Source organism: Pseudomonas sp. 3JA (assembly GCF_036961705.1).
In the GTDB taxonomy this organism is placed as follows: Bacteria; Pseudomonadota; Gammaproteobacteria; order Pseudomonadales; family Pseudomonadaceae; genus Aquipseudomonas; species Aquipseudomonas fluorescens_Q.
Genome location: NZ_JBAMDJ010000009.1, coordinates 19067 through 41089, shown reverse-complemented (window position 1 = coordinate 41089; position 22023 = coordinate 19067). Strand labels below are relative to the sequence as shown.

Annotated in this window: 21 protein-coding genes; 15 read left to right on the top strand and 6 right to left on the bottom strand. The window is 61.2% G+C overall.

The features are described 5' to 3' along the window. Positions 1–41: 41 nt before the first annotated feature. The 4 genes from V7773_RS09230 to V7773_RS09215 all read left to right on the top strand — a co-directional run bounded on the left by V7773_RS09230 (position 42) and on the right by V7773_RS09215 (position 3713). Positions 42–1049 carry an aldo/keto reductase gene (locus V7773_RS09230; RefSeq protein ID WP_336073110.1) on the top strand — a complete coding sequence of 336 codons (1008 nt, stop codon included), beginning with the start codon at positions 42–44 and terminating at the stop codon, positions 1047–1049. 113 nt (positions 1050–1162) lie between these two features. Then, positions 1163–1957 carry a DeoR/GlpR family DNA-binding transcription regulator gene (locus V7773_RS09225; protein WP_336073109.1) on the top strand — a complete coding sequence of 265 codons (795 nt, stop codon included), beginning with the start codon at positions 1163–1165 and terminating at the stop codon, positions 1955–1957. A 118-nt stretch (positions 1958–2075) separates the two neighbouring features. Further along, entirely contained in the window at positions 2076–3002 is a 927-nt protein-coding gene (locus V7773_RS09220; RefSeq protein ID WP_336073108.1) for a Gfo/Idh/MocA family protein, read from the top strand. Positions 3003–3017: 15 nt separating this feature from the next. Next, a complete protein-coding gene (locus V7773_RS09215; protein ID WP_092464454.1) occupies positions 3018–3713 on the top strand; it encodes a tRNA (adenine(22)-N(1))-methyltransferase in 696 nt (231 codons plus the stop codon). Between the two features lie 47 nt (positions 3714–3760). Here the strand turns inward: V7773_RS09215 and V7773_RS09210 are convergent, their stop codons facing one another. The 4 genes from V7773_RS09210 to V7773_RS09195 all read right to left on the bottom strand — a co-directional run bounded on the left by V7773_RS09210 (position 3761) and on the right by V7773_RS09195 (position 7359). Further along, a complete protein-coding gene (locus V7773_RS09210; RefSeq protein ID WP_336073106.1) occupies positions 3761–4138 on the bottom strand; it encodes a hypothetical protein in 378 nt (125 codons plus the stop codon). Between the two features lie 44 nt (positions 4139–4182). Then, the gene (locus tag V7773_RS09205) at positions 4183–4908 is read right to left on the bottom strand and encodes a CPBP family intramembrane glutamic endopeptidase (RefSeq protein ID WP_336073103.1); all 726 of its coding nucleotides are present in this window, start codon (positions 4906–4908) and stop codon (positions 4183–4185) included. Positions 4909–4998: 90 nt separating this feature from the next. Then, positions 4999–5769: a class I SAM-dependent methyltransferase gene (locus V7773_RS09200; RefSeq protein WP_336073102.1), complete on the bottom strand. Its 771-nt coding sequence runs from the start codon at positions 5767–5769 to the stop codon at positions 4999–5001. A 345-nt stretch (positions 5770–6114) separates the two neighbouring features. Further along, positions 6115–7359 carry an acyl-CoA dehydrogenase family protein gene (locus V7773_RS09195; RefSeq protein WP_336073101.1) on the bottom strand — a complete coding sequence of 415 codons (1245 nt, stop codon included), beginning with the start codon at positions 7357–7359 and terminating at the stop codon, positions 6115–6117. A gap of 377 nt (positions 7360–7736) precedes the next feature. Between V7773_RS09195 and msuE the strand changes: the two genes are divergently transcribed. The 8 genes from msuE (at position 7737) to V7773_RS09155 (ending at position 15685) form a co-directional block, all read left to right on the top strand. Further along, positions 7737–8300, top strand: coding sequence for an FMN reductase (gene msuE, locus V7773_RS09190; RefSeq protein ID WP_072344676.1), 564 nt, complete (start codon positions 7737–7739; stop codon positions 8298–8300). A gap of 39 nt (positions 8301–8339) precedes the next feature. Then, positions 8340–9437 (top strand): dimethylsulfone monooxygenase SfnG, encoded by a 1098-nt coding sequence (gene sfnG / locus V7773_RS09185; RefSeq protein ID WP_336073099.1) that lies wholly within the window; start codon positions 8340–8342, stop codon positions 9435–9437. Between the two features lie 14 nt (positions 9438–9451). Then, a complete protein-coding gene (locus V7773_RS09180; protein WP_336073098.1) occupies positions 9452–10612 on the top strand; it encodes an AMP-binding protein in 1161 nt (386 codons plus the stop codon). A 13-nt stretch (positions 10613–10625) separates the two neighbouring features. Then, a complete protein-coding gene (locus V7773_RS09175) occupies positions 10626–11408 on the top strand; it encodes an ABC transporter ATP-binding protein (RefSeq protein ID WP_336073097.1) in 783 nt (260 codons plus the stop codon). A gap of 67 nt (positions 11409–11475) precedes the next feature. After that, entirely contained in the window at positions 11476–12357 is an 882-nt protein-coding gene (locus V7773_RS09170) for a branched-chain amino acid ABC transporter permease (RefSeq protein WP_336073096.1), read from the top strand. 11 nt (positions 12358–12368) lie between these two features. Then, positions 12369–13436: a branched-chain amino acid ABC transporter permease gene (locus tag V7773_RS09165; RefSeq protein WP_336073095.1), complete on the top strand. Its 1068-nt coding sequence runs from the start codon at positions 12369–12371 to the stop codon at positions 13434–13436. A gap of 72 nt (positions 13437–13508) precedes the next feature. Then, positions 13509–14834, top strand: coding sequence for an ABC transporter substrate-binding protein (locus V7773_RS09160; protein ID WP_336073094.1), 1326 nt, complete (start codon positions 13509–13511; stop codon positions 14832–14834). Positions 14835–14890: 56 nt separating this feature from the next. Beyond that, on the top strand, positions 14891–15685 hold the full coding sequence (locus V7773_RS09155) for an ABC transporter ATP-binding protein (RefSeq protein ID WP_336073093.1): 795 nt from the start codon (positions 14891–14893) through the stop codon (positions 15683–15685). A 169-nt stretch (positions 15686–15854) separates the two neighbouring features. Here V7773_RS09155 and V7773_RS09150 read toward each other — a convergent pair whose 3' ends face one another. Then, positions 15855–16958, bottom strand: a complete 1104-nt coding sequence (locus tag V7773_RS09150) for a sigma-54 interaction domain-containing protein (RefSeq protein WP_336073090.1) — start codon at positions 16956–16958, stop codon at positions 15855–15857. 305 nt (positions 16959–17263) lie between these two features. On the opposite strand from V7773_RS09150, the gene V7773_RS09145 reads away from it, so the two are divergent. From V7773_RS09145 to V7773_RS09135, 3 genes are all read left to right on the top strand, one after another. Next, entirely contained in the window at positions 17264–18526 is a 1263-nt protein-coding gene (locus V7773_RS09145) for a serine hydrolase domain-containing protein (protein ID WP_336073088.1), read from the top strand. Positions 18527–18640: 114 nt separating this feature from the next. Continuing rightward, positions 18641–19978: an alginate export family protein gene (locus V7773_RS09140; protein WP_336073087.1), complete on the top strand. Its 1338-nt coding sequence runs from the start codon at positions 18641–18643 to the stop codon at positions 19976–19978. A 39-nt stretch (positions 19979–20017) separates the two neighbouring features. Further along, complete coding sequence (locus tag V7773_RS09135) at positions 20018–21121, top strand: polyamine ABC transporter substrate-binding protein (RefSeq protein ID WP_063321474.1); 1104 nt, start codon at positions 20018–20020, stop codon at positions 21119–21121. A 48-nt stretch (positions 21122–21169) separates the two neighbouring features. Here the strand turns inward: V7773_RS09135 and V7773_RS09130 are convergent, their stop codons facing one another. Then, positions 21170–21781, bottom strand: a complete 612-nt coding sequence (locus tag V7773_RS09130; RefSeq protein WP_336073086.1) for a TetR/AcrR family transcriptional regulator — start codon at positions 21779–21781, stop codon at positions 21170–21172. Between the last annotated feature and the right edge of the window lie 242 nt (positions 21782–22023).

Sequence of the window (22023 nt, the reverse complement as noted above, 5' to 3'; positions counted from 1 at the left end):
CCCTCGCGGATACTGCCCACATCATCTGTGGAGAACTCGCTATGCAAAAGAATCGTCTTGGATCATCGGACTTCCTGATTTCACCCATTGGCCTGGGAACCTGGGCCATTGCTGGCACCGGCTGGGAATACAGCTGGGGTGCGCAGGACGACGAGGACAGCCTGGGTGCCCTTGAATATGCCGTTGAATGCGGGGTGAACTGGGTCGATACGGCGGCGGTTTATGGTTTGGGCCATGCCGAGCAGTTGGTCGGGCAGCTGTTGCGTAGGCTGCCGGCTTCGCAGCGCCCATTGGTGTTCACCAAGGGCAGCCTGGTCTGGGACCCGGTCACCAAGGCAATCTCACATTCGTTGGCGCCTCGATCGTTGCTCGCCGAGGTCGAGGCAAGCTTGCGCCGACTGCAAGTCGAAACCCTCGACCTTTATCAGATCCACTGGCCGGCCTTTCCTGCCGACGGCAGCAGCGAAGGGCTCGAGCAGGCGCTTTCGGCGTTGGCCACCGCCCGTGAACAGGGGAAAATTCGCGCTATTGGCGTCTCCAATTTCGATGTCGCGCAGCTCAAGCGGGCCCGGGCGGTGACCGAGATCGTTTCACTTCAGCCGCCATATTCCGCCTTGATGCGGGACATTGAGGAAGACGTCCTGCCATTTTGCGAGCACACGGGAATGGGGGTCTTGGCCTATTCCACCCTTCAATCGGGACTGCTTTCCGGCAGCATGACGCGCGAACGTATCGCCCAATTGCCCGACGACGATTGGCGCAAGGCGCGAAGCGCGGACTTCCAGGAGCCTCGTTTGAGCGCGAACCTGGCGCTGGTCGAGGTCTTGGCCGGTATCGGCGAACGGCACGGGGTCAGTGCGGCGGCAGTCGCCATCGCCTGGGTGCTGCGCAAGCCGGTGGTGACCGGTGCCATCGTCGGAGCCCGTTGCCGCGGGCAGGTCGATGGGCTGATTGCCGGCGCGCAGCTGCGCCTCAGCGCCGAGGAGATCGAAGAAATTCAACCCTTCCTGCCATTGGGCATGGGCACGAATGTCCCACAGAGCGCTTGAGCAATTGATCGTGCAGGCGCCCGCTGGAATGAGCGGGTTTGACGCTTCGCTGCATAACCGGCACTATCTGCTCGTTGATGATCATTAGTGCTCGTTTATGCAGGTTGTATCCCATGACTTCTCCCCATGAAGCGTTCCCCGGCGAACGCCAGCAATTGATCAGCCAGCGTCTCGCCCGGTATGGCCGGGTGATCGCGGCTGACCTGGCCAGCGAATTCAATGTGTCCGAACACTCGATCCGGCGTGACCTGGGGGTATTGGCAGCGGCGGGGTTATGCAAGCGCGTTTATGGCGGCGCGATACTTGTGCCGGCTGCCGAAGGGTCGCTGGATGTTCGCGTGCGTAAGGACCCGGTACGCAAGGGCAGCCTCGGCCAAGCGGCCGCTGCATTGCTGCGTGCGGGCCAGCACGTGTTCATCGATGCCGGGTCGACGAACCTGGCGATTGCAGGTGCCATCGATCCGAACCTTCAGTTGACCCTCTCCACCAATTCGCCGTTGATTGCGGTGCAGTTGATGAAACTGCCCCGTGCCGAAGTCATCCTTCTGGGGGGGCGCTTGAACCCAATCGCCGGTGGTGTGATCGGGCTGACGGCGGTGGAGCAATTGCGCCAGTTCAGTTATGACGTGTGTTTTCTGGGGGCCTGCGCCATTGATCCAGACAATGGGGTCACGGCATTCGGCCTTGAGGACGCAGAGTTCAAGCGCGCAGTGGTGGCGGCAAGTGGGCAAGTGATTACCGCGGTGACCAACGAAAAGCTGTCCAGCGTTGCTCATTATCAGGTGGTTTCTTGTGATGAGGTCGCCGCCCTGGTGGTGGAGCACGATGCGCCACGTGAGCGGCTGGAGCCCTTCTACGACCGGGTGACCAACGTCGTGACGAGTGTCCGTGAGCAACTGCGTAGTTGATGCCTTAGCGGCGCAGTGCAGGGCAATCGGGTAGATACTGTACGGCCCCCATTGTCCGCCAGGCGATTTGCGTCTAGTTTGCTGCCCGATCACAAATACAAAAAAACAGGAGTCATCGATGCAACCGATTCGTCTCGGGCTGGTGGGCTACGGCAAGATTGCCCAGGATCAACACGTTCCAGCCATCCACGCCAACCCCGCGTTCCAACTGGTGGCGGTCGCCACGCAAGGGCAGCCCTGCGCCGGGGTGGAGAATTTCCGATCCCTGGGCGAGTTGCTCGAAAACGGTCCGCAGGTCGATGCGATTGCGTTTTGCACACCGCCACAAGGTCGATTCGCCCTGGTGCAACAGGCGCTGGCGGCCGGTAAACACGTCCTGGTGGAAAAGCCGCCGTGCGCCACGCTGGGTGAAGCCATGGCCTTGGTGGAGCAGGTTCGCGAGCAAGGCGTCAGCGGCCTGTTCGCCTGGCATTCGCGTTACGCCCCGGGCATCGCTGCCGCCCGTGACTGGCTGGCCAGTCGCACCTTGCACAGCGTGCAGATCGACTGGAAGGAAGACGTGCGCAAGTGGCACCCCGGCCAGGCGTGGATCTGGCAGCCCGGCGGCCTGGGGGTCTTCGATCCGGGTATCAATGCCTTGTCGATTGTGACCCATCTGCTGGCGTTGCCGCTGTTCGTGGAGTCCGCCGAGTTGCGCGTGCCGGACAACTGCCAGTCGCCGATTGCCGCCAGCATCAAGATGGCTGATGCGCGCCACCTCGACATCCGGGCGGAGTTCGATTTCGACCATGGTCATGACGAACTCTGGAGCATCGAGATTCGCTGCGCCGAAGGCGTCCTGCGCCTGGACAACGGCGGTGCGCTGTTGAGCATCGACGGCGTGCGCCAGGCCGTCTCCGAGGAGGGCGAGTACGCCGCGGTGTATCGACATTTTCAGCAACTGATCAACGACAAGGCCAGCGACATGGACCTGCAGCCACTGCGGTTGGTCGCGGACAGCTTCTTTGTCGGCAGTCGGACGGCGGTCGAGCCGTTCTACGATTAACCCAGGGAACTGCAGTTGAACGAACAGACATTGTCCATGCGCCTGGAGCGCGTGGCGGCGCATATGCCGGCAGGTGCGCACTTGGCCGATATCGGCTCGGATCACGCTTACCTGCCGGTGGCCTTGCTGCGCCGTGGTGTGATTGCGATGGCGGTGGCCGGCGAGGTGGCGTTGACGCCGTTGCGCGCCGCCGAACGCACCGTGGTCGAGAATGGCCTGGAACGGCGGATCAGCGTGCGCCTGGCCAATGGCCTGGCGGCAATCGAGCCGGAAGACGGGATCACGGCGATCAGCCTCTGCGGCATGGGCGGTGAGACGATCCGCGACATCCTGGACAGCGGTAAAGCGCGGTTGAGCGGTCAGGAGCGGCTGATTCTACAACCCAACGGCGGCGAACAACCGCTGCGCCAGTGGCTGATGGAAAACGACTACCGCATCCTTTGCGAGGAAGTGCTGCGGGAAAACCGCTTCTACTACGAGATCATCGTCGCCGAGCGCGCCGGGCCAGTGACGTACACCGCCGAGGAGCTGTACTTCGGCCCGCTGCAGATGCAAGCGCGAACCCCGGTCTTCCTGGCCAAGTGGCAACGCCTGCTGCGTCAGAAGCAAAAGACCCTCACCAGCTTCGCCAAGGCGCGGCAAACCGTGCCGCAAGAGAAGCTGCAGGACATCGCCCGGCAGGCTCGCTGGATCACGGAGCTGTTGGCTTGAGCCGCATTGAGGCCATCAGCTAAATGCCAGTGTCTCCAGCCGCCTGATTATCGACCCACCACCGGGTAGTGTTTGATACGACACGCATACGAGTTGCCGTCACCTTTACAGATGCCATCCAGGTAGCGGTAGTCCACCCGTACCGACTGTCCTTTGCCGGGCCATTGCCGGCGGGGGAGCGTGGCTTGGTAGTCCGGGGTTTCCGGGGTGAAGGTGAGCGATGAGCCTTGCGCTGGGCACTCCACCGAGGCGGACTTCGGCCTGACTTTTAGGATCTGCGCCTGAAGCTGCGGGTAGGGTTGTTTCAAGACCTCGATGATACGTAGCTCCAGGTGGCAGATCTGCCACGTCGAGGCCTGGACGGGCCCACTCAGGAAGGCGAGCGTCAAGGCAGACAGTCCGAGGCACGCTGCGTGAGAGGTCATGGTTGCCCTTGTTTGAGGTGCTGACGTTTGCGCCTTTGCCTGATTCAACCGTAAAGCCCCATCAGCGAGAAAGACTTGTCAGTGGTCAGTGCAACCATTTCGGCCAGCGAATGCAGGAGCACTGGCACCAGCAAGCCACCGCTGACCACTCTTGCTATGGCGAATACGCCTCCACAGGAGAAGATCAGCGCGACGGTTATCCAGTTCCCGTATTGGATGTGCATGCCGGCGAAGATGGCTGACGTGACGATGATCGCGATCCATGTCCAGGTACGGCTGTTCTCATAGGGGAACAGCCGGAGCATGTAATGGCGGAAAAATAACTCTTCAGCGATGGGTGGCAACACGATCAGCGAGGCGATTTTGATCATGGCCTGCCAATTGTTGAGCCCGTCCAGGAGCTGGGCCATGAACACTTCTCGCGGCAGCCCCAGCACGAATATGGCGACTCCGAAAAACAGGTAGGAGCCCACGATGCCAAGCGCGCCCCACTGCAGGGGTTTGCCTATGTAATGACCGCGCCATTGCGTGCGCGCATCGGAGCGGTACTGCAGGGCGAAGAGGGCGAGGAGAGCGAGCGCGGTGATACCTGAGGTGGTGGTGAACGTCAGGTAGGCCTGCATGTCTGCGGGTATGAAAAGGACTTCGGGCACTGCAGCCAGAAAGACTATCAGGGTCGCAAGTACAAACATCCCGATCCGGGGAAAGAAGCGGTAGCGCGGTAAAGTGGCGGCGGTTGCAAACTCAGGGGCGGCACTTAGATTCGTCACAGTCACTCCATGAGTGCAAGGAAAAAGGCATGATGCCAGCATTTTGAGGGCGTCAGGTACGAGTTCCTGCTGGGTTGATGGCGTCGTGATTCAATCCAGGCGACGACATGAATAAGCGTGGGTCTGATAAGGGAACTCAATGTGCTTGCGTCCGCGCAGAGCCGGATGGGTCTGAATCAAGGCCAGTAGTTGATCCGCTACCCGTTTCTTCTCTGCGTCAGGCAGTGCTGCAATAAAACTCACGGACAGAAAGCGATCCAGGATGACCGTCTCGGGGCTGCCTGCGTGGGTGTAACTGAAACCGGTCAGTTCGGGCTGCGAGAAGTAACGTCCGTTGAAGGGATGTCGCCAGTTTCCAGTATGAAAGCGTGGGGTATCGCCTTCGAAGGGGGTGATGATTTTAGTGATGTCGGCCACCCAGTCCACGGACTCATCACGCACGTTCCAGATCAAGCCGAGCCGGCCGCCCGGTTTGAGTACTCGGTGAATTTCCTGGAGCGCGGTTTCATTCGCGAACCAGTGGAAGGCCTGGGCGCATACGAGCGCCTGCGCCGTCCCTGGCTCGAGGGGAATGGATTCGGCCGTTCCCTCCAGAATCCTGGTGTTCGGCAGGTGCTTGGCAAACTCGATTCGCATCGCCTCGACCGGTTCGATGGCGATGGCATTGATCGCCATTGAGTCCAGCAGGCGAGTAAATTTACCGGTACCGGCTCCTAACTCAACGACTGTCGATCCTGGGCTGATTTCCAGTGCGCTGCTGAGCCATGCCTGTATTTCGCTTGGGTAGTCTGGGCGCCCTTGGGTATAGGTGCTGGCTTCTGCTGAGTATCCTATCTGAGCGGCCTTATGGATGACTGTCATCTTCAGCGACCCTTCGGGTGGATGGGGGTAGATGGATTATGCGGTGTGTTCAGGTCGTCAGCTAGTTGATCCTTTCTGTGCTTGATCTCATGTGTTTGCGTTGGGGCTGATCGTTCATCGTTTTTTTTTGGCGATTGGTTGGTGTGTATATCCGTTTCTGAGGTAATGGCTGCTTATGGTTCCGCTCTTACAGCCATCCCTTTCAAAGCCTTTTGACTTTAGCGGCCTTCAGCACCCTATCCCTCGACAGATGAGCATTCGCCGCTTTGCCCTCCAGCCATTCTTCGCTGGATATTGCTAGCCAGCGCCCGTAAGCGCTGAGCCAGTCCTTCTCGGATGTGGTACTCAAAGCTGCTTCGACCCTCCGCCAATCTGCCAGACATACGGCGGTTCCGTACCGTTGATCTCCCAATCACCAATGATGCGCTCCTTGTAGATCAATGGATTATGCGAGGCAGCGGTGCGGGCGTTACGCCAGTGACGGTCGAGGGTCTTGCTGGTGCTAGTGGCCGAAGCACCGAGGGCATTGAACAGGTCGCTGGTGGCGCGCAACACCAGGTCGGAAATCACCACCTGGGCCTGAGCCGACTCCAGTTCGGCGGCGATGTTGGCGGTGTGCTCGGTTTCGGCGTCCTGGCTGAAGCGGCTTTCGTAGGCACGTTGGGAGGCGCTCGCGGCGCGCAGGGTGGTGGCTTCGGCGGCATAGACCTGGGCCGATGCCCTGCCGATCACTTGCTGCACTTGCACGTCCTGGCTCACTTCGCTGGCATTGCCGGTGCTGAAGACCCGCGTGCGTTTGCGCACTTGCTCGGTGATGTCATGAACCGCAGCGCGACCGGCGCCGGTCAGCACGGCCAGCAACACCAGTTGATAAAACGCGGTCTGGTATTTGAAGCGGGTAGAGAAGTCGATGAGGTTTTCTGCCTCGACCAACGCATTCTCGAACAGCGACGTGCCGCTGCCGGTGGTGCGTTGGCCAAAACCGTCCCAGTCATCGCTTTGCTTGACGCCCGGCTGGTGTACGCGGACGGCGGCAATCACGTCGGTGCCGTTGTCGTCGCGTTGGGCATACACGTCGATCCAGTCGGCGAAGATACTGCCGGTGCTGTAGTACTTGGTGCCATTGACGACCCACTGATCACCCTGGCGGGAAACCCGGGTGCCGACTTCGCCGATCTTCACCGCGCCGACTTCCGTCCAGGCATTGCCCACCAGTTCACCCTCGACGAAACGCTTGAACCAGATGTCTTGTGGGCTACTGGCGTGGGCGTTGAGACGGTCCTCGACGAATGCGAAGTGCCCGCGCAAGGCCTGGGGCAGGTTGGAATCGGCTTCAGCCAGTTCAATCAGCAATTGCAGCAGTTGCGGCAACGAGGCCCCGGCGCCGCCATATTCGACCGGTACGCGGACGGCGCCAAAGCCGGCTTCCTTCAGCCAGTTCACTTGTTCAAAGGGCAGGCTGCGTGTCTGCTCACGCTCCAGGGCGCCGGCCTGGATGCGCGCAAAGATCGGCCGGAAGCGTTCGGCCAGGAGCTCATAGTCGGTGCCCGTGGAAAGGGTCGGCGGCAGGTGTTGTTGCTGTGCGGTCATGTTGATCTTCCTTCTTGATGGCGAGTAGGCAGGCAGGGGAAAAATCTGCCGGTGCCAAAGGCCATTGCACAGTCCATGCCCGAGGCCCAACGCCCGTAAATGCGGGGCCCATACGGCGCTTATCAGCGAAAGGGCTGTCCTGGCCACGGACAATCTGTTGCGCAACTGTTTGCCGGGCAACAGTTGCGGCGGCGGGCATCGACAGGCCAGGTGTTGGCCAGGCAACAGCGGACCAACAGCTTGACTGTCGGGCGACAGCGCAGTGATTGGCTTGCTCATGTAATTAATTGATTAATAAGGAAATATCAAACTGGCACGGTTGCTGCTCTACACCTTGTGCAGACGCTGAGGTGGCGTCTCCAGGCATGGGGTAAGCGATGAGCAAGCAATTCAAAGTGGTGGCGGTGTCAGGCAGCGTGCAGCACCCGTCACGCACCCTGGCCCTGCTCCAGGCGTTGGTGGACCGGCTTGGACAGCAACTGCCGATCGAGGTGCGCTTGATCGAATTGGCCAAGGTCGGTCCACAGTTCGCCGGGGTGTTGCGTCGCGAGGCGTTGCCGGCTGCCGTGCAGGAGGACCTGCACGCCATTGAATCGGCCGATCTGCTGATTGCCGCCAGCCCGGTGTACCGAGCTTCATACACCGGCCTGTTCAAGCACCTGTTCGATTTCGTTCATCACGAAGCCCTCAAGAACGTACCGGTGCTGTTGGCCGCGACAGGCGGCTCGGATCGCCATGCCTTGATGATCGATCACCAGTTGCGGCCCCTGTTCGGCTTCTTCCAGGCCCTCAGTCTGCCAGTGGGGGTCTATGCCAGCGAAACCGATTTCAGCCAATACCGGATCTCCAGTGCACAGGTGCTGGAGCGTATCGAGCGCGCCGTCGAGTCGGCGTTGTTGAGCCTCGTTCCGAGCGTTCGACGCGACGCCAGTGCCGCCTGATCCATTTTTCCTTTCAAAACGAGCCGTGGAGTACATGCAATGAGCCAGGACACGATCAAATTTGCCTACTGGGTGCCCAACGTCAGCGGCGGGCTGGTGGTCAGCAAAATCGAGCAACGCACCGACTGGGGCATCGACTACAACCGCAAGCTGGCCCAGATCGCTGAAGCGGCCGGCTTCGACTACGCCCTGTCGCAAGTGCGCTTTACTGCCGGTTACGGGGCTGAATACCAACATGAGTCCGTGGCGTTCAGTCATGCCTTGCTGGCCGCCACCACGCGCCTGAAAGTCATCGCCGCGGTGTTGCCGGGGCCGTGGACGCCGTCGGTGTTGGCCAAGCAGATCGCAACCATCGACCACCTGACCGGCGGCCGGGTGGCGGTCAACATCGTGTCGGGCTGGTTCAAGGGCGAGTTCACCGCCATTGGCGAGCCGTGGCTGGAGCACGATGAGCGCTATCGCCGTTCCGAAGAATTCATCACTGCGCTCAAGGGCATCTGGACCACCGACAACTTCACCTTGCGCGGTGATTTCTACCGCTTCCACGACTACACCCTCAAGCCAAAACCACTGCAGCAGCACCCGGAGATCTTCCAGGGCGGCAGCTCACGTGCGGCGCGGGACATGGCCGCCCGGGTATCGGACTGGTACTTCACCAACGGCAATACCGTGGAAGGCGTCAAGGCGCAGATCGATGACCTCCAGGCGAAAGCCGCGGCCAACAACCACAAGGTCAAGGTCGGCGTTAACGCCTTTGTCATTGCCCGCGACACCGAAGAAGAGGCGCGTGCGGTCCTCGCCCAGATCATCGACCAGGCCGATCCCGAGGCCGTCAATGCCTTTGGCGATGCGGCGAAGCAGGCCGGCAAGTCCAGTCCGGAAGGCGAGGGCAACTGGGCCAAATCCAGCTTCGAGGACCTGGTGCAATACAACGATGGCTTCAAGACCAACCTGATCGGCACGCCGCAGCAGATCGCCGAACGCATCGTCGCGCTCAAGGCGGTGGGTGTGGATCTGGTGCTCGCCGGCTTTCTGCACTTCCAGGAAGAAGTCGAGTATTTCGGCCGTAGGGTGCTGCCGCTGGTGCGTGAGCTGGAGCAACGCAAAGTGGCAGCCAAAACGGCGGCGGTCGCTTAGGCGCGGGAGGCAGCATGGGCACGTTCACCGACACCCCCGACACGGTCCCGGCCAGCTTGCCCCAGTGGTTGCAGCGCCAGGCGCTGGAGCATGGCAAGGACATCGCGCTGCGTCATAAGCACCTCGGTGTCTGGCAGGAGCGGAGCTGGGCGCACGTGGCCGACGAGGTGCGCCGTTTCGCCAGTGCCCTGCAAGCCCGCGGTTTTGCGGCGGGCGCGACCCTGACGATCATCAGTCGACCCAGGCCGCAGGCACTGCTTGCCGCCTTGGCCGCGCAATGGCTGGGCGGCGTGGCGAGTCTGTTCGACCCGTTGGACGCATCGGCCGGACAGGTGCAATTGCTCGGCACGCTGCAGCCGGATTTCGTCCTGGTCGAAGGCGTGGAAGACATGCTGCGTCTGCATGCGGCGCAGGTGGCCGTGGGGGTGTGGGTCTACCTCGACAAGCGTGGTCTGTCGGATTCGCTGCCATTTGCGCAAGCGTTGGATTACGCCGCGTTGGCTGCCGAGCGGCCAATCGTTGACCTGGCCCCGCAAGGGCAAGTGCTGCAGACGGCCTTTGTTTTTTATCGCGGAAGTGGACGGGCGATGGAGGAGCAACGCGTCAGCCACGCCGAGCTGCTGCAGGAGGGCCAGCGGTTGGTGACGCGCGAAGGCCTGGGACGGCAGGAAGAGGCATTGGCCGCACGGGCGTTCGCCTCGGGCGGGCAAGCTCGCTATCTGCTGGCGCCTTGGTTGATGGCCGGTTTTCGCCTGAACTTCCCTGAGAACCTGGCGACCCGTGATCGCGACCGTCGCGAGCTGGGCCCGACGCTGGTGGCCGGGACGCGGGAAACCTACGAACGTTTGCACCGCTATGCGCTGGAACGTTTGCCGGCGCCGGGCAGTGGGGCGCGCGGGCTGGTGGACTGGGCGTTGGCCGCGCAGCCGGGGCTGTTGCAACGGCATCTGGGGCACTGGCTGGTTCGCCGGCCATTGCGCGACGTGCTGGGTTTTTCCCGCACCCGCTCGCCGCTGCTGGTGGGCGACGCCTTGCGGCCCGAAACCCAGGCATTTTTCCAGGCATTGGGTATCAAGATTCGCCAGTGGGACGACGGGGCCCACTGGCAAGCGGCGCCGAACCTGGTGCAACACGCCACCGATGACTGGACGGGTCTCCAGTCGCAACTGGCCTGAAAGGAGACGCCCCATGACCCAGACGGCCATCACGCATTTGCTGGAGCTGGACCATATTTCGCTGTCATTCAAAGGCGTCAAAGCGGTCACGGACATCAGCTTTCGCGTCGCCGCCGGTGAGATCTGCGCCTTGATCGGCCCCAACGGCGCCGGCAAAAGTTCGCTGCTGAACGTCATCAGCGGCGTGTACCAGGCCCAGGACGGGCACATCCGTTTTGATCGACAGGAGCGGCGCCGGATGCGCCCCCACGACGTGGCGGTTCGCGGCATCGCCCGGACATTTCAGAACATCGCGCTGTTCAAGGGCATGAGCGTGCTCGACAACGTGCTCACCGGACGCAACCTCAAGCGCCGCAGCACCTGGATCGAACAGGCACTGCGCATCGGTCGCGCCCGGGCCGAGGATGACCGTCAGCGCGAAGCGGCCGAGCGTGTCATCGCGTTCCTGCATTTGCAGCCTTGGCGCGACACCCTGGTGGGCACGTTGCCCTATGGCTTGCAGAAGCGGGTGGAACTGGCCCGTGCGCTGGCGGCGGAGCCCCGGCTGTTGCTGCTGGACGAGCCCATGGCCGGGATGAACGCCGACGAGAAGCAGCAGATGAGCCGCTTTATCGTCGACATCAACCGTGAACTGGGCACGACGGTGGTGTTGATCGAGCACGATATCGGCGTGGTCATGGACATCAGCGACCACGTGGTGGTGCTCGATTACGGTCGCAAGATCGGCGACGGCTCGCCTGAAGATGTACGGCAGAACCCCGAGGTCATTTCGGCCTACCTGGGCACTCGCCACTGACACTGGATATTCGACGCCTTCTCTCCAGGGAGGGCAGGCAAGTTGCGCCCGCAGAACAGGAACAGCTATGGAATTTTTCTTTGAAGTATTGATTGGCGGGTTGTTGGCGGGGGTGATGTACGCCTTGGTGGCCATCGGTTTTGTGCTGATCTACAAGGCCTCCGGGGTATTCAATTTCGCCCAGGGCGCGATGGTGCTGTTCTCGGCGCTGACCTTCGTCAGCCTGCTGGAGCGCGGTGTGCCGTTCTGGCTGGCGTTCGTCATCAGCCTGGCGGCGATGCTGCTGATCGCCGTGGCCGTGGAACGTGTGGTACTGCGCCCTTTGGTCAACCGTTCACCGATCACGCTGTTCATGGCCACCCTCGGTCTGTCCTACGTCATCGAAGGGTTCGCCCAGGCGCTGTGGGGTGCCCAGGTGCATGGCCTGGAACTGGGCATCAGTGATGAACCGCTGGAGCTGGGTGGGATGTTGTTGTCGCAGTTCGACATTTTTGCCGCAGTGACCGCGGCGTTCCTGGTGCTGCTGTTGTCCTGGCTGTTCAACAAGACCCGGCTCGGATTGTCGTTGCGGGCGGTGGCCGATGACCCGCTGGCGGCGTTGGCCGTGGGCATTCGTTTGCAGCGGGTCTGGGTGGTGGTGTGGGCGGTGGCGGGGTTTGTCGGGCTGGTCGCCGGCCTGCTCTGGGGCGCGCGCCTGGGTGTGCAGTTCTCGCTCTCGCTGGTGGTGCTCAAGGCGTTGCCGGTGCTGATCATCGGCGGCTTTACCTCCATCAGCGGGGCGATTGTCGGCGGCTTGATCATCGGTGCCTCGGAGAAGCTGGCCGAGGTTTACCTCGGGCCCTTCATCGGCAGCGGCATCGAGAACTGGTTTCCCTACGTGCTGGCGCTGGTGTTTTTGCTGGTGCGTCCGGCGGGGTTGTTTGGCGAACGGGCCATCGAACGGGTTTAGGGGAGCGCATCATGTTTTATCGAGAAACAGGCCAGTTCAACACCCGCTATGCCCAGGACCGCCGGGTCTTCGCGCTGCGCCAGGACCGTCACGGGCTGGTCGCGTTGCTGCTGTTGGCCTTTGTCGTGGTGCCTTGGCTGGGCAATGACTACTGGTTCAGCGCGATCCTGATTCCGTTCCTGGTGCTGTCCCTGGCCGGGTTGGGGCTCAATCTGCTCACTGGCTATGCCGGACAACTGTCCCTCGGTTCGGCGGCGTTCATGGCGGTGGGCGCCTTTGCCACCTACAACCTTGAAATAAGGGTCGCCGGCTTGCCGTTGTTGGTCAGTATCGCCCTGGGCGGATTGACGGCGGCGTTGGTGGCGGTGCTGTTCGGCTTGCCGAGTTTGCGCATCAAAGGCTTCTACCTGCTGGTCTCGACCCTGGCAGCGCAGTTCTTCGTGACCTGGGCGCTGACCCGGTTCAGTTGGTTTTCCAACAACAGCGCCTCCGGCGTGATCAGCGCGCCGCGCCTGGACGTATTCGGGATAAACCTCGACGCGCCGGCCGGTCGCTATCTGTTGACCCTGAGCGTGGTGGTAGCGCTGTTCTGGCTGGGCAAGAACCTGGTGCGCAGCGAGTTGGGGCGCAACTGGATGGCGGTGCGCGACATGGACACCGCCGCCGCGGTCATCGGCATTGCATTGGCAAAAACCAAGCTGCTGGCGTTCGCCATCAGCGGTTTTTTCCTCGGGGTGGCCGGTGCGCTCTGGGCCTTCGCTTACCTGGGCACGGTGGAGCCCCACGGGTTCGACCTCAATCGGTCGTTCCAGATTCTGTTCATCATCATTATCGGCGGCCTCGGCAGCCTGCTGGGCAACTTCCTCGGCGCGGCCTTCATCGTGCTGTTTCCGGTGTTGCTCTCGAACCTGGTGTCGCTGCTGCCCGGCGGGCTGGTGGACGCCGGCCAGGTGGAGAACCTGCAGAAGATGATATTCGGCGCCCTGATCATTTTGTTCCTGATCAAGGAACCAGAGGGCCTTGCGCGCCTCTGGCAGAGATTTCGCCAGCGCGCTCGGCTGTGGCCGTTGCGCTACTGAGCGAACCGCACAACGCGGGTTTGCAGTTCCATTTTGTTGGCTTATCCATGGCTTCATAACAAGGAAAATCCGATGTTCAAACGATCATTCGCCAGTAGCCTGGCACTGGCCCTGAGCCTCACCGCCGCGGCCTTCACTGTCCAGGCGGACAACGAACAATACTTCCCGCTGCAAAGCTATCGCGTCGGCCCTTATGCGGCCGGCGGCACCGGTTTTTTCGGCGGTTTCATCGACTACCTCAAGTACGTCAACGCCAATGGCGGCGTGAACGGCGTCAAGCTGACCTGGAGTGAGTGCGAGACCGAATACGTGGTCGAGAAAGGCGTGGAGTGCTACGAACGCCTGAAGAAAGGCTTGAACGGCGCGCCGGCAGCTGCCACCAACCCGCTGTCGGTGGGCATCGCCTACGCCACGCTGGAGCGCTCGACAGCCGACAAACTGCCGCTGATCACCATCAACCATGGGCGCACGGATTCCACCGATGGCAGCGTGTTCCCTTACGTTTTTCCGTTGCAGTTGAACCCGTATTCCGAGGTCTCGGCGATCATTAATTACATCGGCCATCGCGCCGGGGGGCTGGACAAACTCAAGGGCCTGAAAATCGTTACCCTGTATCACGGCTCGCCCTACGGCAAGGAAACCAATGAGGTCCTGCAAACCCTGGCCGACAAATACGGTTTTGCGCTGACCTTGCTGGAGGTGCCGCACCCGGGCAACGAGCAACAATCGCAGTGGCTGAATATCCGTCGGGAAAAACCCGATTGGGTGATCCTGCGCGGTTGGGGCGTGATGAACCCGGTGGCGCTGAAAACCGCGCAGAAAGTCGGTTTCCCGGCCGACCACATCATCGGCAACATCTGGAGCAACTCCGAGGATGACGCTGCGCCGGCCGGTGCCGCGGCCAAGGGCTTCATCGCCATCACCACGCACCCTTCGGGCACCGATTTTCCAGTGTTGCAGGGCATCAAGAAACAAGTGGTCGATGCCGGTCATGGCGACCTGGCTGATCCCAAGCGTTTCGGCACCGTGTATTACAACCTCGGCGTGGTCAACGGCATCCTCAACGTAGAAGCGCTGCGCATTGCCCAGCAGAAATTCGGTCAGCAACCCCTGACGGGTGAGCAAGTGCGTTGGGGCTTCGAGAACCTCAAGCTCGACGACGCCCGGCTCAAGGAACTGGGGGCGTTGGGCCTGGTGCAGCCGTTGCAGTTGTCGTGCTCGGACCATGAAGGCGGTGGTGCGGTGCGCTTCCAGCAATGGGACGGTACGCAGTGGAAGCTGATCAGTGACTGGGTGCAGGCCGACCGCGCCCTGTTGCGGCCGATCATCGAAGCGTCTTCGCATCAGTACGCCCGGGAAAAAAGCCTTACTCCGCGTGATTGCAGCACGGAATCCTGAGGCATCGCGGCGGCCGGGCGCATGCGTCCGGCCGCTACTTGAAAAGGCGAAACAGCATGGTGACGAACGTGCCGATCCTGCAGATCGACGATATTGAAGTGCTCTACGAACAGACCATCCTGGCGGTGCGCAGTGTGTCGCTGGAGGTGGAAAAAGGGCAGGTCGTGGTGCTGCTGGGCGCCAACGGCGCGGGTAAAAGCACCACGCTGAAGGCGGCCTCCAACCTGGTGCGCGCCGAACGGGGCGAGGTGGTGCGGGGGCGGATTGTCTACCAGGGGCGAGACGTGACCCGCAGCGCGCCTCACACCTTGGCGGCGAGCGGTCTGGTGCAAGTGCTGGAAGGTCGGCATTGCTTTGCCCAGTTGACCGTGGAGGAAAACCTGCTGGCCGGTGCCCTGGCGCGCCAGGTGCCACGGCGCCAGTTGCTGGCTGAGCTGGAATCGGTTTACGGCCATTTTCCCCGACTGAAACTGCGGCGCAAAAGCCTGGCCGGCTACACCTCGGGCGGCGAGCAACAGATGATCGCAATAGGCCGCGCGCTGATGGCCAAGCCGCAACTGGTCTTGCTGGACGAACCGTCGATGGGGTTGGCGCCGCAGATCGTCGAGGAAATCTTCGAGATCGTCCGCCAACTCAATCAGCGTGACGGCGTCAGTTTCCTGATTGCCGAACAGAACATCAACATCGCCCTGCGCTACGCCCACTACGGTTACGTGTTGGAAAGCGGTCGCGTGGTCAGTGAAGGCAGCGCTGAACAACTGGCGGCCCGCAGCGATCTCCAGGATTTCTACCTGGGCGCGCGAACGAGAGGCCAGGAAGCATCCGAGATTGAAGCAAGGAGCTCCCCCTAAAAGGGCCACTGTCGAATCGCTTTTGTGGCGAGGGAGCTTGCTCCCGCTGGGCTGCGCAGCAGCCCCAAAGCCAGTCATCGAGGTGTATCAGGTGGATGTCATCCGTTTCATTGGGGGCGCTGCGCAACCCAGCGGGAGCAAGCTCCCTCGCCGCGGAGCCCTTTGGAACTCAGGTCGACAGGTTGATCACCCGGCCATCCCGGGTGTCCAGTGCCGGGCGGCGCCGATTGACCACCAGTTCGCCAATCCTGATCAGCAACGTGCGGGTGACATTGCGACTCAGGCCCAGCAGGCTGGCGGTATGGACCTGATTGCAATTGGCGTATCGGTAGGCGGTGCGTAGCAACTCGGCCTCGACCTTTTCATACACGTCGCCATGCTCTTGTTCGAGCAGTTTCTCGAAGGCTTTTTGCAAAAGCGCCTCTGCGCTTTGGGGGGCCGAGTCCGGCGGGTTGTCCCGGCGTTCGATACGGAGGTTCGACAGGTGCAGGTCCTGCACGCCGATCACATTGTTACGGCAAATCAACAGGGTGTGGTGAATGACATTTTCCAGTTCGCGGATGTTCCCCGGCCAGGAGTAGTCGAGCAACTTGCGTTGCGCCTGGGCATCCAGCGTCACCTCGCCGTGGCCAAGCCTGTGGCTGTACTGTGCAATGAAGTGGCGTATCAACGGCAGGATGTCGCCGGGACGTTCGCGCAGCGGCTTGAGCACCAGGCTGACCACGTTCAGGCGGTAATAGAGGTCTTCGCGAAAGTGTCCGGCATTGATGGCTTTTTCCAGCTGTACGTTGGTGGCCGCCAACACGCGTACATTGATCTTGATGCTCTTGCGCGACCCCAGTCGAACCACTTCGCGCTCCTGTAATACCCGCAGCAATTTGACCTGGATCGGCAGCGGCAGATCACCGATTTCATCGAGGAACAAGGTGCCGCCATCCGCTTCCTCGAACCAACCAGCCTTGGCCGTCAACGCGCCGGTGAAGGCGCCTTTTTCATGGCCGAACAGCTCGGCCTCCACCAGGGTTTCGGAAAACGCCCCGCAGTTGACCGCCACGAACGGCTTGTGGCGACGGGCGCTGAGGTTGTGCACGTGGCGCGCCACCAGTTCCTTGCCGGTCCCGGTCTGGCCGATGATCAGCACGCTGGCGTCACTGGGCGCCACTTGTTGCAGGTGTTCCAGCAAGGCGCGGGAGGTGGGGTCTTCGAAGACCTGGGCCGTGGCACGAATCGAGGTGGCCAGGCCGGGAGAGGGGGGAAGTGTTAGAAGCTGCATGACGGTGGCCCGTTAATGAGATTGCCGTGACTGAGGATGGGTAAATGCCGACGTTCTTGAGGCAGTACCGCGAAGCCATTGGGCTTAAGGCTTAATCTAAATGATCTAAAAAATATAAAACAAATAACCTTTAGTTATTTGCTTAAGGCTTTCGTCCCAGAATTCAGTACAGCGCTAGGGGTCATGTCGCCGTTAACGAGATAAATTGAAATGACCATAAAAAGTTTTATTGACTAAAAAATTACATCGGGTAATTATTCTCCTGCATCTGCTTTCACGCAGAGTCATTTTGCAGGGGCAACCCGATGAATCAGAACACCGTGCCTTCACTGGCCAGTCTCTACGTCGAGACTCACGAATCGCCTTCTGACGCACGCCTGGCGCCTTCACTTATGCAAGGCTTTCCCGCCGAACCCCACCGCCGCGTCACCTGGCACAACTGGATGAGCCCACCGTTCAACCAATGGGGCTTTCGCAACCTGGCGCGCTTGCGTCCTTCCATCGATGTGCGGGCCGGCAGCGGGCCGGTCAGCGCGTTCAAGCAGGCGCTCCAGCCGTTGGATGAGCTGCACTTCGACAGCGAGTGTGGCTTGAGCATCAGCGTGATCGACCACCTGATCGCCAGCCAGACCGATGGGTTCCTGGTCCTCAAGGGTGACACCGTGCTGTTCGAGCGCTACTTCAATGGCCAGAGCCCCCAGGACCGGCACATCATGTTTTCGGTGACCAAGTCGCTGATCGGTGCCCTGGGCGAGCAACTGGTCTGCGAAGGCCTGTTGGACCCGACGCTGACAGCCGCCCATTACGTACCGGAACTGACGGGCAGCGCGTTCGGCGATGCGACCGTGCGCCAGCTGTTCGACATGGCCGTGGCCGTCGATTACAGCGAGGTCTATGAGGACCCGGATTCCGAGAGCTCCCAATACGGCTACGCCTGCGGTTTCCAGCCGGCGCCAGCGCAGTACACGACGTTCGAATCCCTGTACCAGTACTTGCCGTCATTGAGAAAGCGCGGCAGTCACGGCGGCTTTTTCCATTACGTGACGGCCACCACCGAGGCGCTGGCCTGGGTCATGGAGCGGGCATCAGGCAAGGCCTGCCATCAGTTGCTGCAAGATATCTGGAGCCAGTTGGGCTGTGAACGTGACGGCTACTTCCTGGCGGATCCCTGGGGCCGCAGCGTCGCCGGTGCCGGTTTCAGTGCGACCTTGCGTGACATGGCGCGCTTCGGTCGCCTGCTGGCCAACGATGGCCGCCAGGGGGGGACACAACTGCTCTCGGCCGAGGCGCTGGCCGGTATCGCCACCGGAACCGACCCCGCGATCTACGCTGCATCCCCCGACTTTTCGAGCTGGACCCCAGGCGCGTCCTACCGCAGCCAATGGTATGTCTTCAACGACCACAGCCAGGCGCTCATGGCCGGTGGCATCCATGGTCAATACCTGTTCATCGACAAACCGTCCGGCGTGGTGATCGTCAAGCAGTCGTCCCTGGACGAAGCCGTCAGCCCCTTCGACGGCGACAGCGTGCGCATGCTGCGTGCCATCGCGGCGCAACTGACGCCCTGACTTCATCCGATAAATACAAGAGTTCGTTCCGCTCACCCGGCCCAGCCAGGTGTTGGCGCGGGTTTGCGCCGCCATTTACTGCCCTGTAACAACAATAATCAACAGGAGCTCCATATGGTTTCCATGATGCGTTTGTCCCGAGCGTTCCTCGTGCTCGGGTTACCCTTGACCGCCCAGGTTGCCTGGGCGGGCTACACCTTCGAGGAGGGCAACCTCAAGGGCGAGGTCAACTTCAGTGCCGGTGGCGCAGTCCTTTCTACCCGCAACGTCAACTTTGGCGGCGGCGTGGTGGACATGCGCAGCGGCAAGAATCGCGGCACGAAAATCGACTGGCAGGAGTTCTACGTCAAGCCGGGCGTCAAGTTGGAGTATGCCGTGCAGCCGGATTTCGCCCTGTTGGCCGGCGGCTCACTGGTGGGGGCGACCACCTTCGGGGACGGCGATGCCGGTGGCTTCACCCGCAGTTCCGACGGCAAGGTCTCGACCGAAGAGTTTTATGGCGGTTTCCGCGCCGGGGAGTGGACGGTTACGGGCGGTCGCCAGAATTACATGATCGGCAACGGTTTCATCGTGATGGATGGCAACCTCGACCAGTTGAACGACGGCGCCTATTGGCTCGCACCCCGCACCGCCTTCAAGGATTCGGCGGTGGTCGCCTGGGACCATGGCGCATTGAAGGTCCAGGGCTTCAGCCTGGGGACCGACAGCGACCTGGGTGACTTTCGCATGAGCGGCGTGAACCTGGACTACAACCTCGACGACCAGGTGACGCTGGGCGCCACCGCGTTGAAGGTCAAGGCCATGGGGCCCAAGGGCAGCACGTTGCCGCGCCGTCGCGATGGCATGCTGGTGTATAACGTCAGGGCCTTGAACGCCCGGCTCCCGGCTATCCCGGACCTGACCCTCAATGCCGAATATGCCCTGGAACGAGGCAGCGGCGAAGGCGTGGATTACGATGCCAAGGCCTGGTACGGCCAGGCGGATTACACCTTCAGCACGCTGCCGTTGACCCCGGTGATCGGCTACCGCTACGCGAGCTTTTCTGGCGACGACAACCTCACGGACAACCGACAGAAAGCCTGGGACCCGTTGAGCAAGGGCTTCGTCGACTGGAGCACCTGGCTGATCGGTGATGTCGTCGGCAACTACCTGCTGTTCAACAGCAACGAAAACGTCCAGCAGTTCTCACTCAAGACCCACCTCAACGAAACCCTTACGCTCGGTGCGATCCACTACCAGTTCTGGCTGGACGAAAAAAACTACATGGGCACCGCCGTCAGCGACAAACGGTTTGCCGACGAAAGTGTAGTCTTCCTGGATTGGGCGCCTTCGAAGTCGTTGTCTACCTCGCTGTCCTATAACTGGGTCAAGCCCATGGCAGCGGCCAGACAAGTCTTCGGCGACGACCGGAAATTCAGCGCGCTGGAACTCTACTTCACCTACCGCTATTAAGTGCCGCGAGCCTTCGCGGCCGCGCTGGAGTGTTTGATCATGAGCCTGTTTTTGCGCAACACCTTGCTGGGCGCTGTCGTTTCGATGTTGGTCAGTGGCGCAAGCCTGGCCGAAGAACGGACGGTGCGAATCTACAACTGGATCGAGTACCTGCCGCCTGAAATCCTCAAGAGTTTCGAGGAGGAAACCGGCATCCGTCCCATCTACGACGTTTTCGACAGCGTCGAGACCTTGGAGTCCAAACTCCTGACCGGCAACTCCGGATATGACGTGGTCTACCCGAGCAGTTCCAACGTCAGCCACCTGATTGCCGCGGGCGCGGTCCAACCCCTGGACCGCAGCCAATTGCCGAACTGGCAGCATCTGGACCCCGAGTTCATGAAAACCCTGGAGGCCATCGGTGACGAAGGCAACCGTTACGCGGCGCCGTATCTCTGGGGCACGACCCTGATCGGCTATAACGTCGACAAGGTCCGGCAGGTGCTCGGGGCTGACGTGCAGATGAATACCTGGGACATCATCTTCAAGGAAGAGAATATGGCCAAGTTGGCCAGTTGCGGTGTCGGCTTCCTTGATGCGGCGAACGAGATCGTACCCATCGCCTTGCATTACAAGGGCCTGGATCCCAACAGCCAGAAGCGCGAAGACTACCCGCAGGCCCAGGCGGCGATGCACACGGTTCGCCCGTACATCACCTATTTCAACTCTTCACGCTATGGCATGGACCTGGCCAACGGTGAGATCTGCGTCGGGGTGGGCTGGTCTGGCGGCGTGGCCCTGGCCACGCGACTGGCCGATGCCGCCGGCAAGGGTGTCAAGGTGGCGATGGCCTTACCCAAGGAAGGTGCGCCGATGTGGGCGGACGTCATGATGGTGCCCACCAACGCCCCTCATACCGCAGAGGCCTACGCCTTCATCAACTACATCCTGCGCCCGGATGTGATTGCCCGGATCAGCAACAAGATTGGTTACCCCAACCCGAACAAGGACGCCACGGCATTGGTGGACGCCGAGATCCGTAGCAACCCGGCCATGTATATACCGGATGAAGCTCGCAAGACCCTGTTCATGCTAGAGCCCGTGCCGGCTGCCGTGGAGCGGATCCGCACGCGCACCTGGACCGCCATCAAGACCAATCGCTGATCAGGCTGGCCCGGCGTCGCGACGCCGGGCGCTTATCGGTGGATGTGCTCAGGCGCGCATGCCCTGGAACAGCAGCTCAGTGATACGCTGGACCTGCGTTGAATGGGCTTCGATATCCGGTTGTTCCTGGTTGACCAACCTGAACAGCTGCAAGTGCGAATAGTCGTTCAACAGGAACGCAGCGAGGTCCACGTCCAGGTCGGCGCGTAATTTGCCGGCCTGTTGCAATTCCCTGATCAGACCACTGATCTCGGCCCTGAGCGCATCGTTCATGGCGCGGTACCCCTCGGGCAGCCCGTTGTCGCCACCAAACAGGATCAGCGGCAGCAACTCGCGCCACAGGCTCGGGTGCATGACCTCCAGTGCGTAACCGGTCAACAGCCGCTCCAGATAACACAACGCTTCGACCGGGTCTTCGATGTCAGGCATTTGGCTACGGGTGTCGCTGAGCGCGCGCTGGTCGGCGTCGTGCAGGATTTCCAGGATGATTTCCTGCTTGTTGCCGAAGTACTTGAACACGGTGGGCGCCGATACGCCGGCCTGGCTGGCGATCTGTTCGATGGTGGTGTTCTGGAAACCCTGGCGCTCGAACAGTTCGACCGCTGCCTTGCTGATGGCTTGGCGGCGTTCGGCTTTTTGACGTTCACGCAGTCCGCTCACGGGAGGTCCTTGTTGGAGAGAAGAGAATAGAAGGCCGGTGCTTCCACAGGGGCTTGCGACTGACTTGCCTTCCGAACTCATGCAAAAATACTTAACTGAGTAAAATGTTTAAAGCATTTATTTCAGGGTTTTCGGTGGAGTGCTGATCGGGAGCTTTTGTGGCGAGGGGATTTATCCCCGCTGGGCTGCGCAGCAGCCCTAAAAACGTTCGGCTCGGTGTCAAGTCAACGGTATTTTTGGGG

Bases quoted from the DNA above. Each gene is read 5' to 3' on its own strand.
- V7773_RS09230 (WP_336073110.1), top strand. From the start codon at position 42: ATGCAAAAGAATCGTCTTGGATCATCGGACTTCCTGATTTCACCCATT.
- V7773_RS09225 (WP_336073109.1), top strand. From the start codon at position 1,163: ATGACTTCTCCCCATGAAGCGTTCCCCGGCGAACGCCAGCAATTGATC.
- V7773_RS09220 (WP_336073108.1), top strand. From the start codon at position 2,076: ATGCAACCGATTCGTCTCGGGCTGGTGGGCTACGGCAAGATTGCCCAG.
- V7773_RS09210 (WP_336073106.1), bottom strand. From the start codon at position 4,138: ATGACCTCTCACGCAGCGTGCCTCGGACTGTCTGCCTTGACGCTCGCC.
- V7773_RS09200 (WP_336073102.1), bottom strand. From the start codon at position 5,769: ATGACAGTCATCCATAAGGCCGCTCAGATAGGATACTCAGCAGAAGCC.
- V7773_RS09195 (WP_336073101.1), bottom strand. From the start codon at position 7,359: ATGACCGCACAGCAACAACACCTGCCGCCGACCCTTTCCACGGGCACC.
- msuE (WP_072344676.1), top strand. From the start codon at position 7,737: ATGAGCAAGCAATTCAAAGTGGTGGCGGTGTCAGGCAGCGTGCAGCAC.
- sfnG (WP_336073099.1), top strand. From the start codon at position 8,340: ATGAGCCAGGACACGATCAAATTTGCCTACTGGGTGCCCAACGTCAGC.
- V7773_RS09180 (WP_336073098.1), top strand. From the start codon at position 9,452: ATGGGCACGTTCACCGACACCCCCGACACGGTCCCGGCCAGCTTGCCC.
- V7773_RS09175 (WP_336073097.1), top strand. From the start codon at position 10,626: ATGACCCAGACGGCCATCACGCATTTGCTGGAGCTGGACCATATTTCG.
- V7773_RS09170 (WP_336073096.1), top strand. From the start codon at position 11,476: ATGGAATTTTTCTTTGAAGTATTGATTGGCGGGTTGTTGGCGGGGGTG.
- V7773_RS09165 (WP_336073095.1), top strand. From the start codon at position 12,369: ATGTTTTATCGAGAAACAGGCCAGTTCAACACCCGCTATGCCCAGGAC.
- V7773_RS09160 (WP_336073094.1), top strand. From the start codon at position 13,509: ATGTTCAAACGATCATTCGCCAGTAGCCTGGCACTGGCCCTGAGCCTC.
- V7773_RS09155 (WP_336073093.1), top strand. From the start codon at position 14,891: ATGGTGACGAACGTGCCGATCCTGCAGATCGACGATATTGAAGTGCTC.
- V7773_RS09150 (WP_336073090.1), bottom strand. From the start codon at position 16,958: ATGCAGCTTCTAACACTTCCCCCCTCTCCCGGCCTGGCCACCTCGATT.
- V7773_RS09145 (WP_336073088.1), top strand. From the start codon at position 17,264: ATGAATCAGAACACCGTGCCTTCACTGGCCAGTCTCTACGTCGAGACT.
- V7773_RS09140 (WP_336073087.1), top strand. From the start codon at position 18,641: ATGGTTTCCATGATGCGTTTGTCCCGAGCGTTCCTCGTGCTCGGGTTA.
- V7773_RS09135 (WP_063321474.1), top strand. From the start codon at position 20,018: ATGAGCCTGTTTTTGCGCAACACCTTGCTGGGCGCTGTCGTTTCGATG.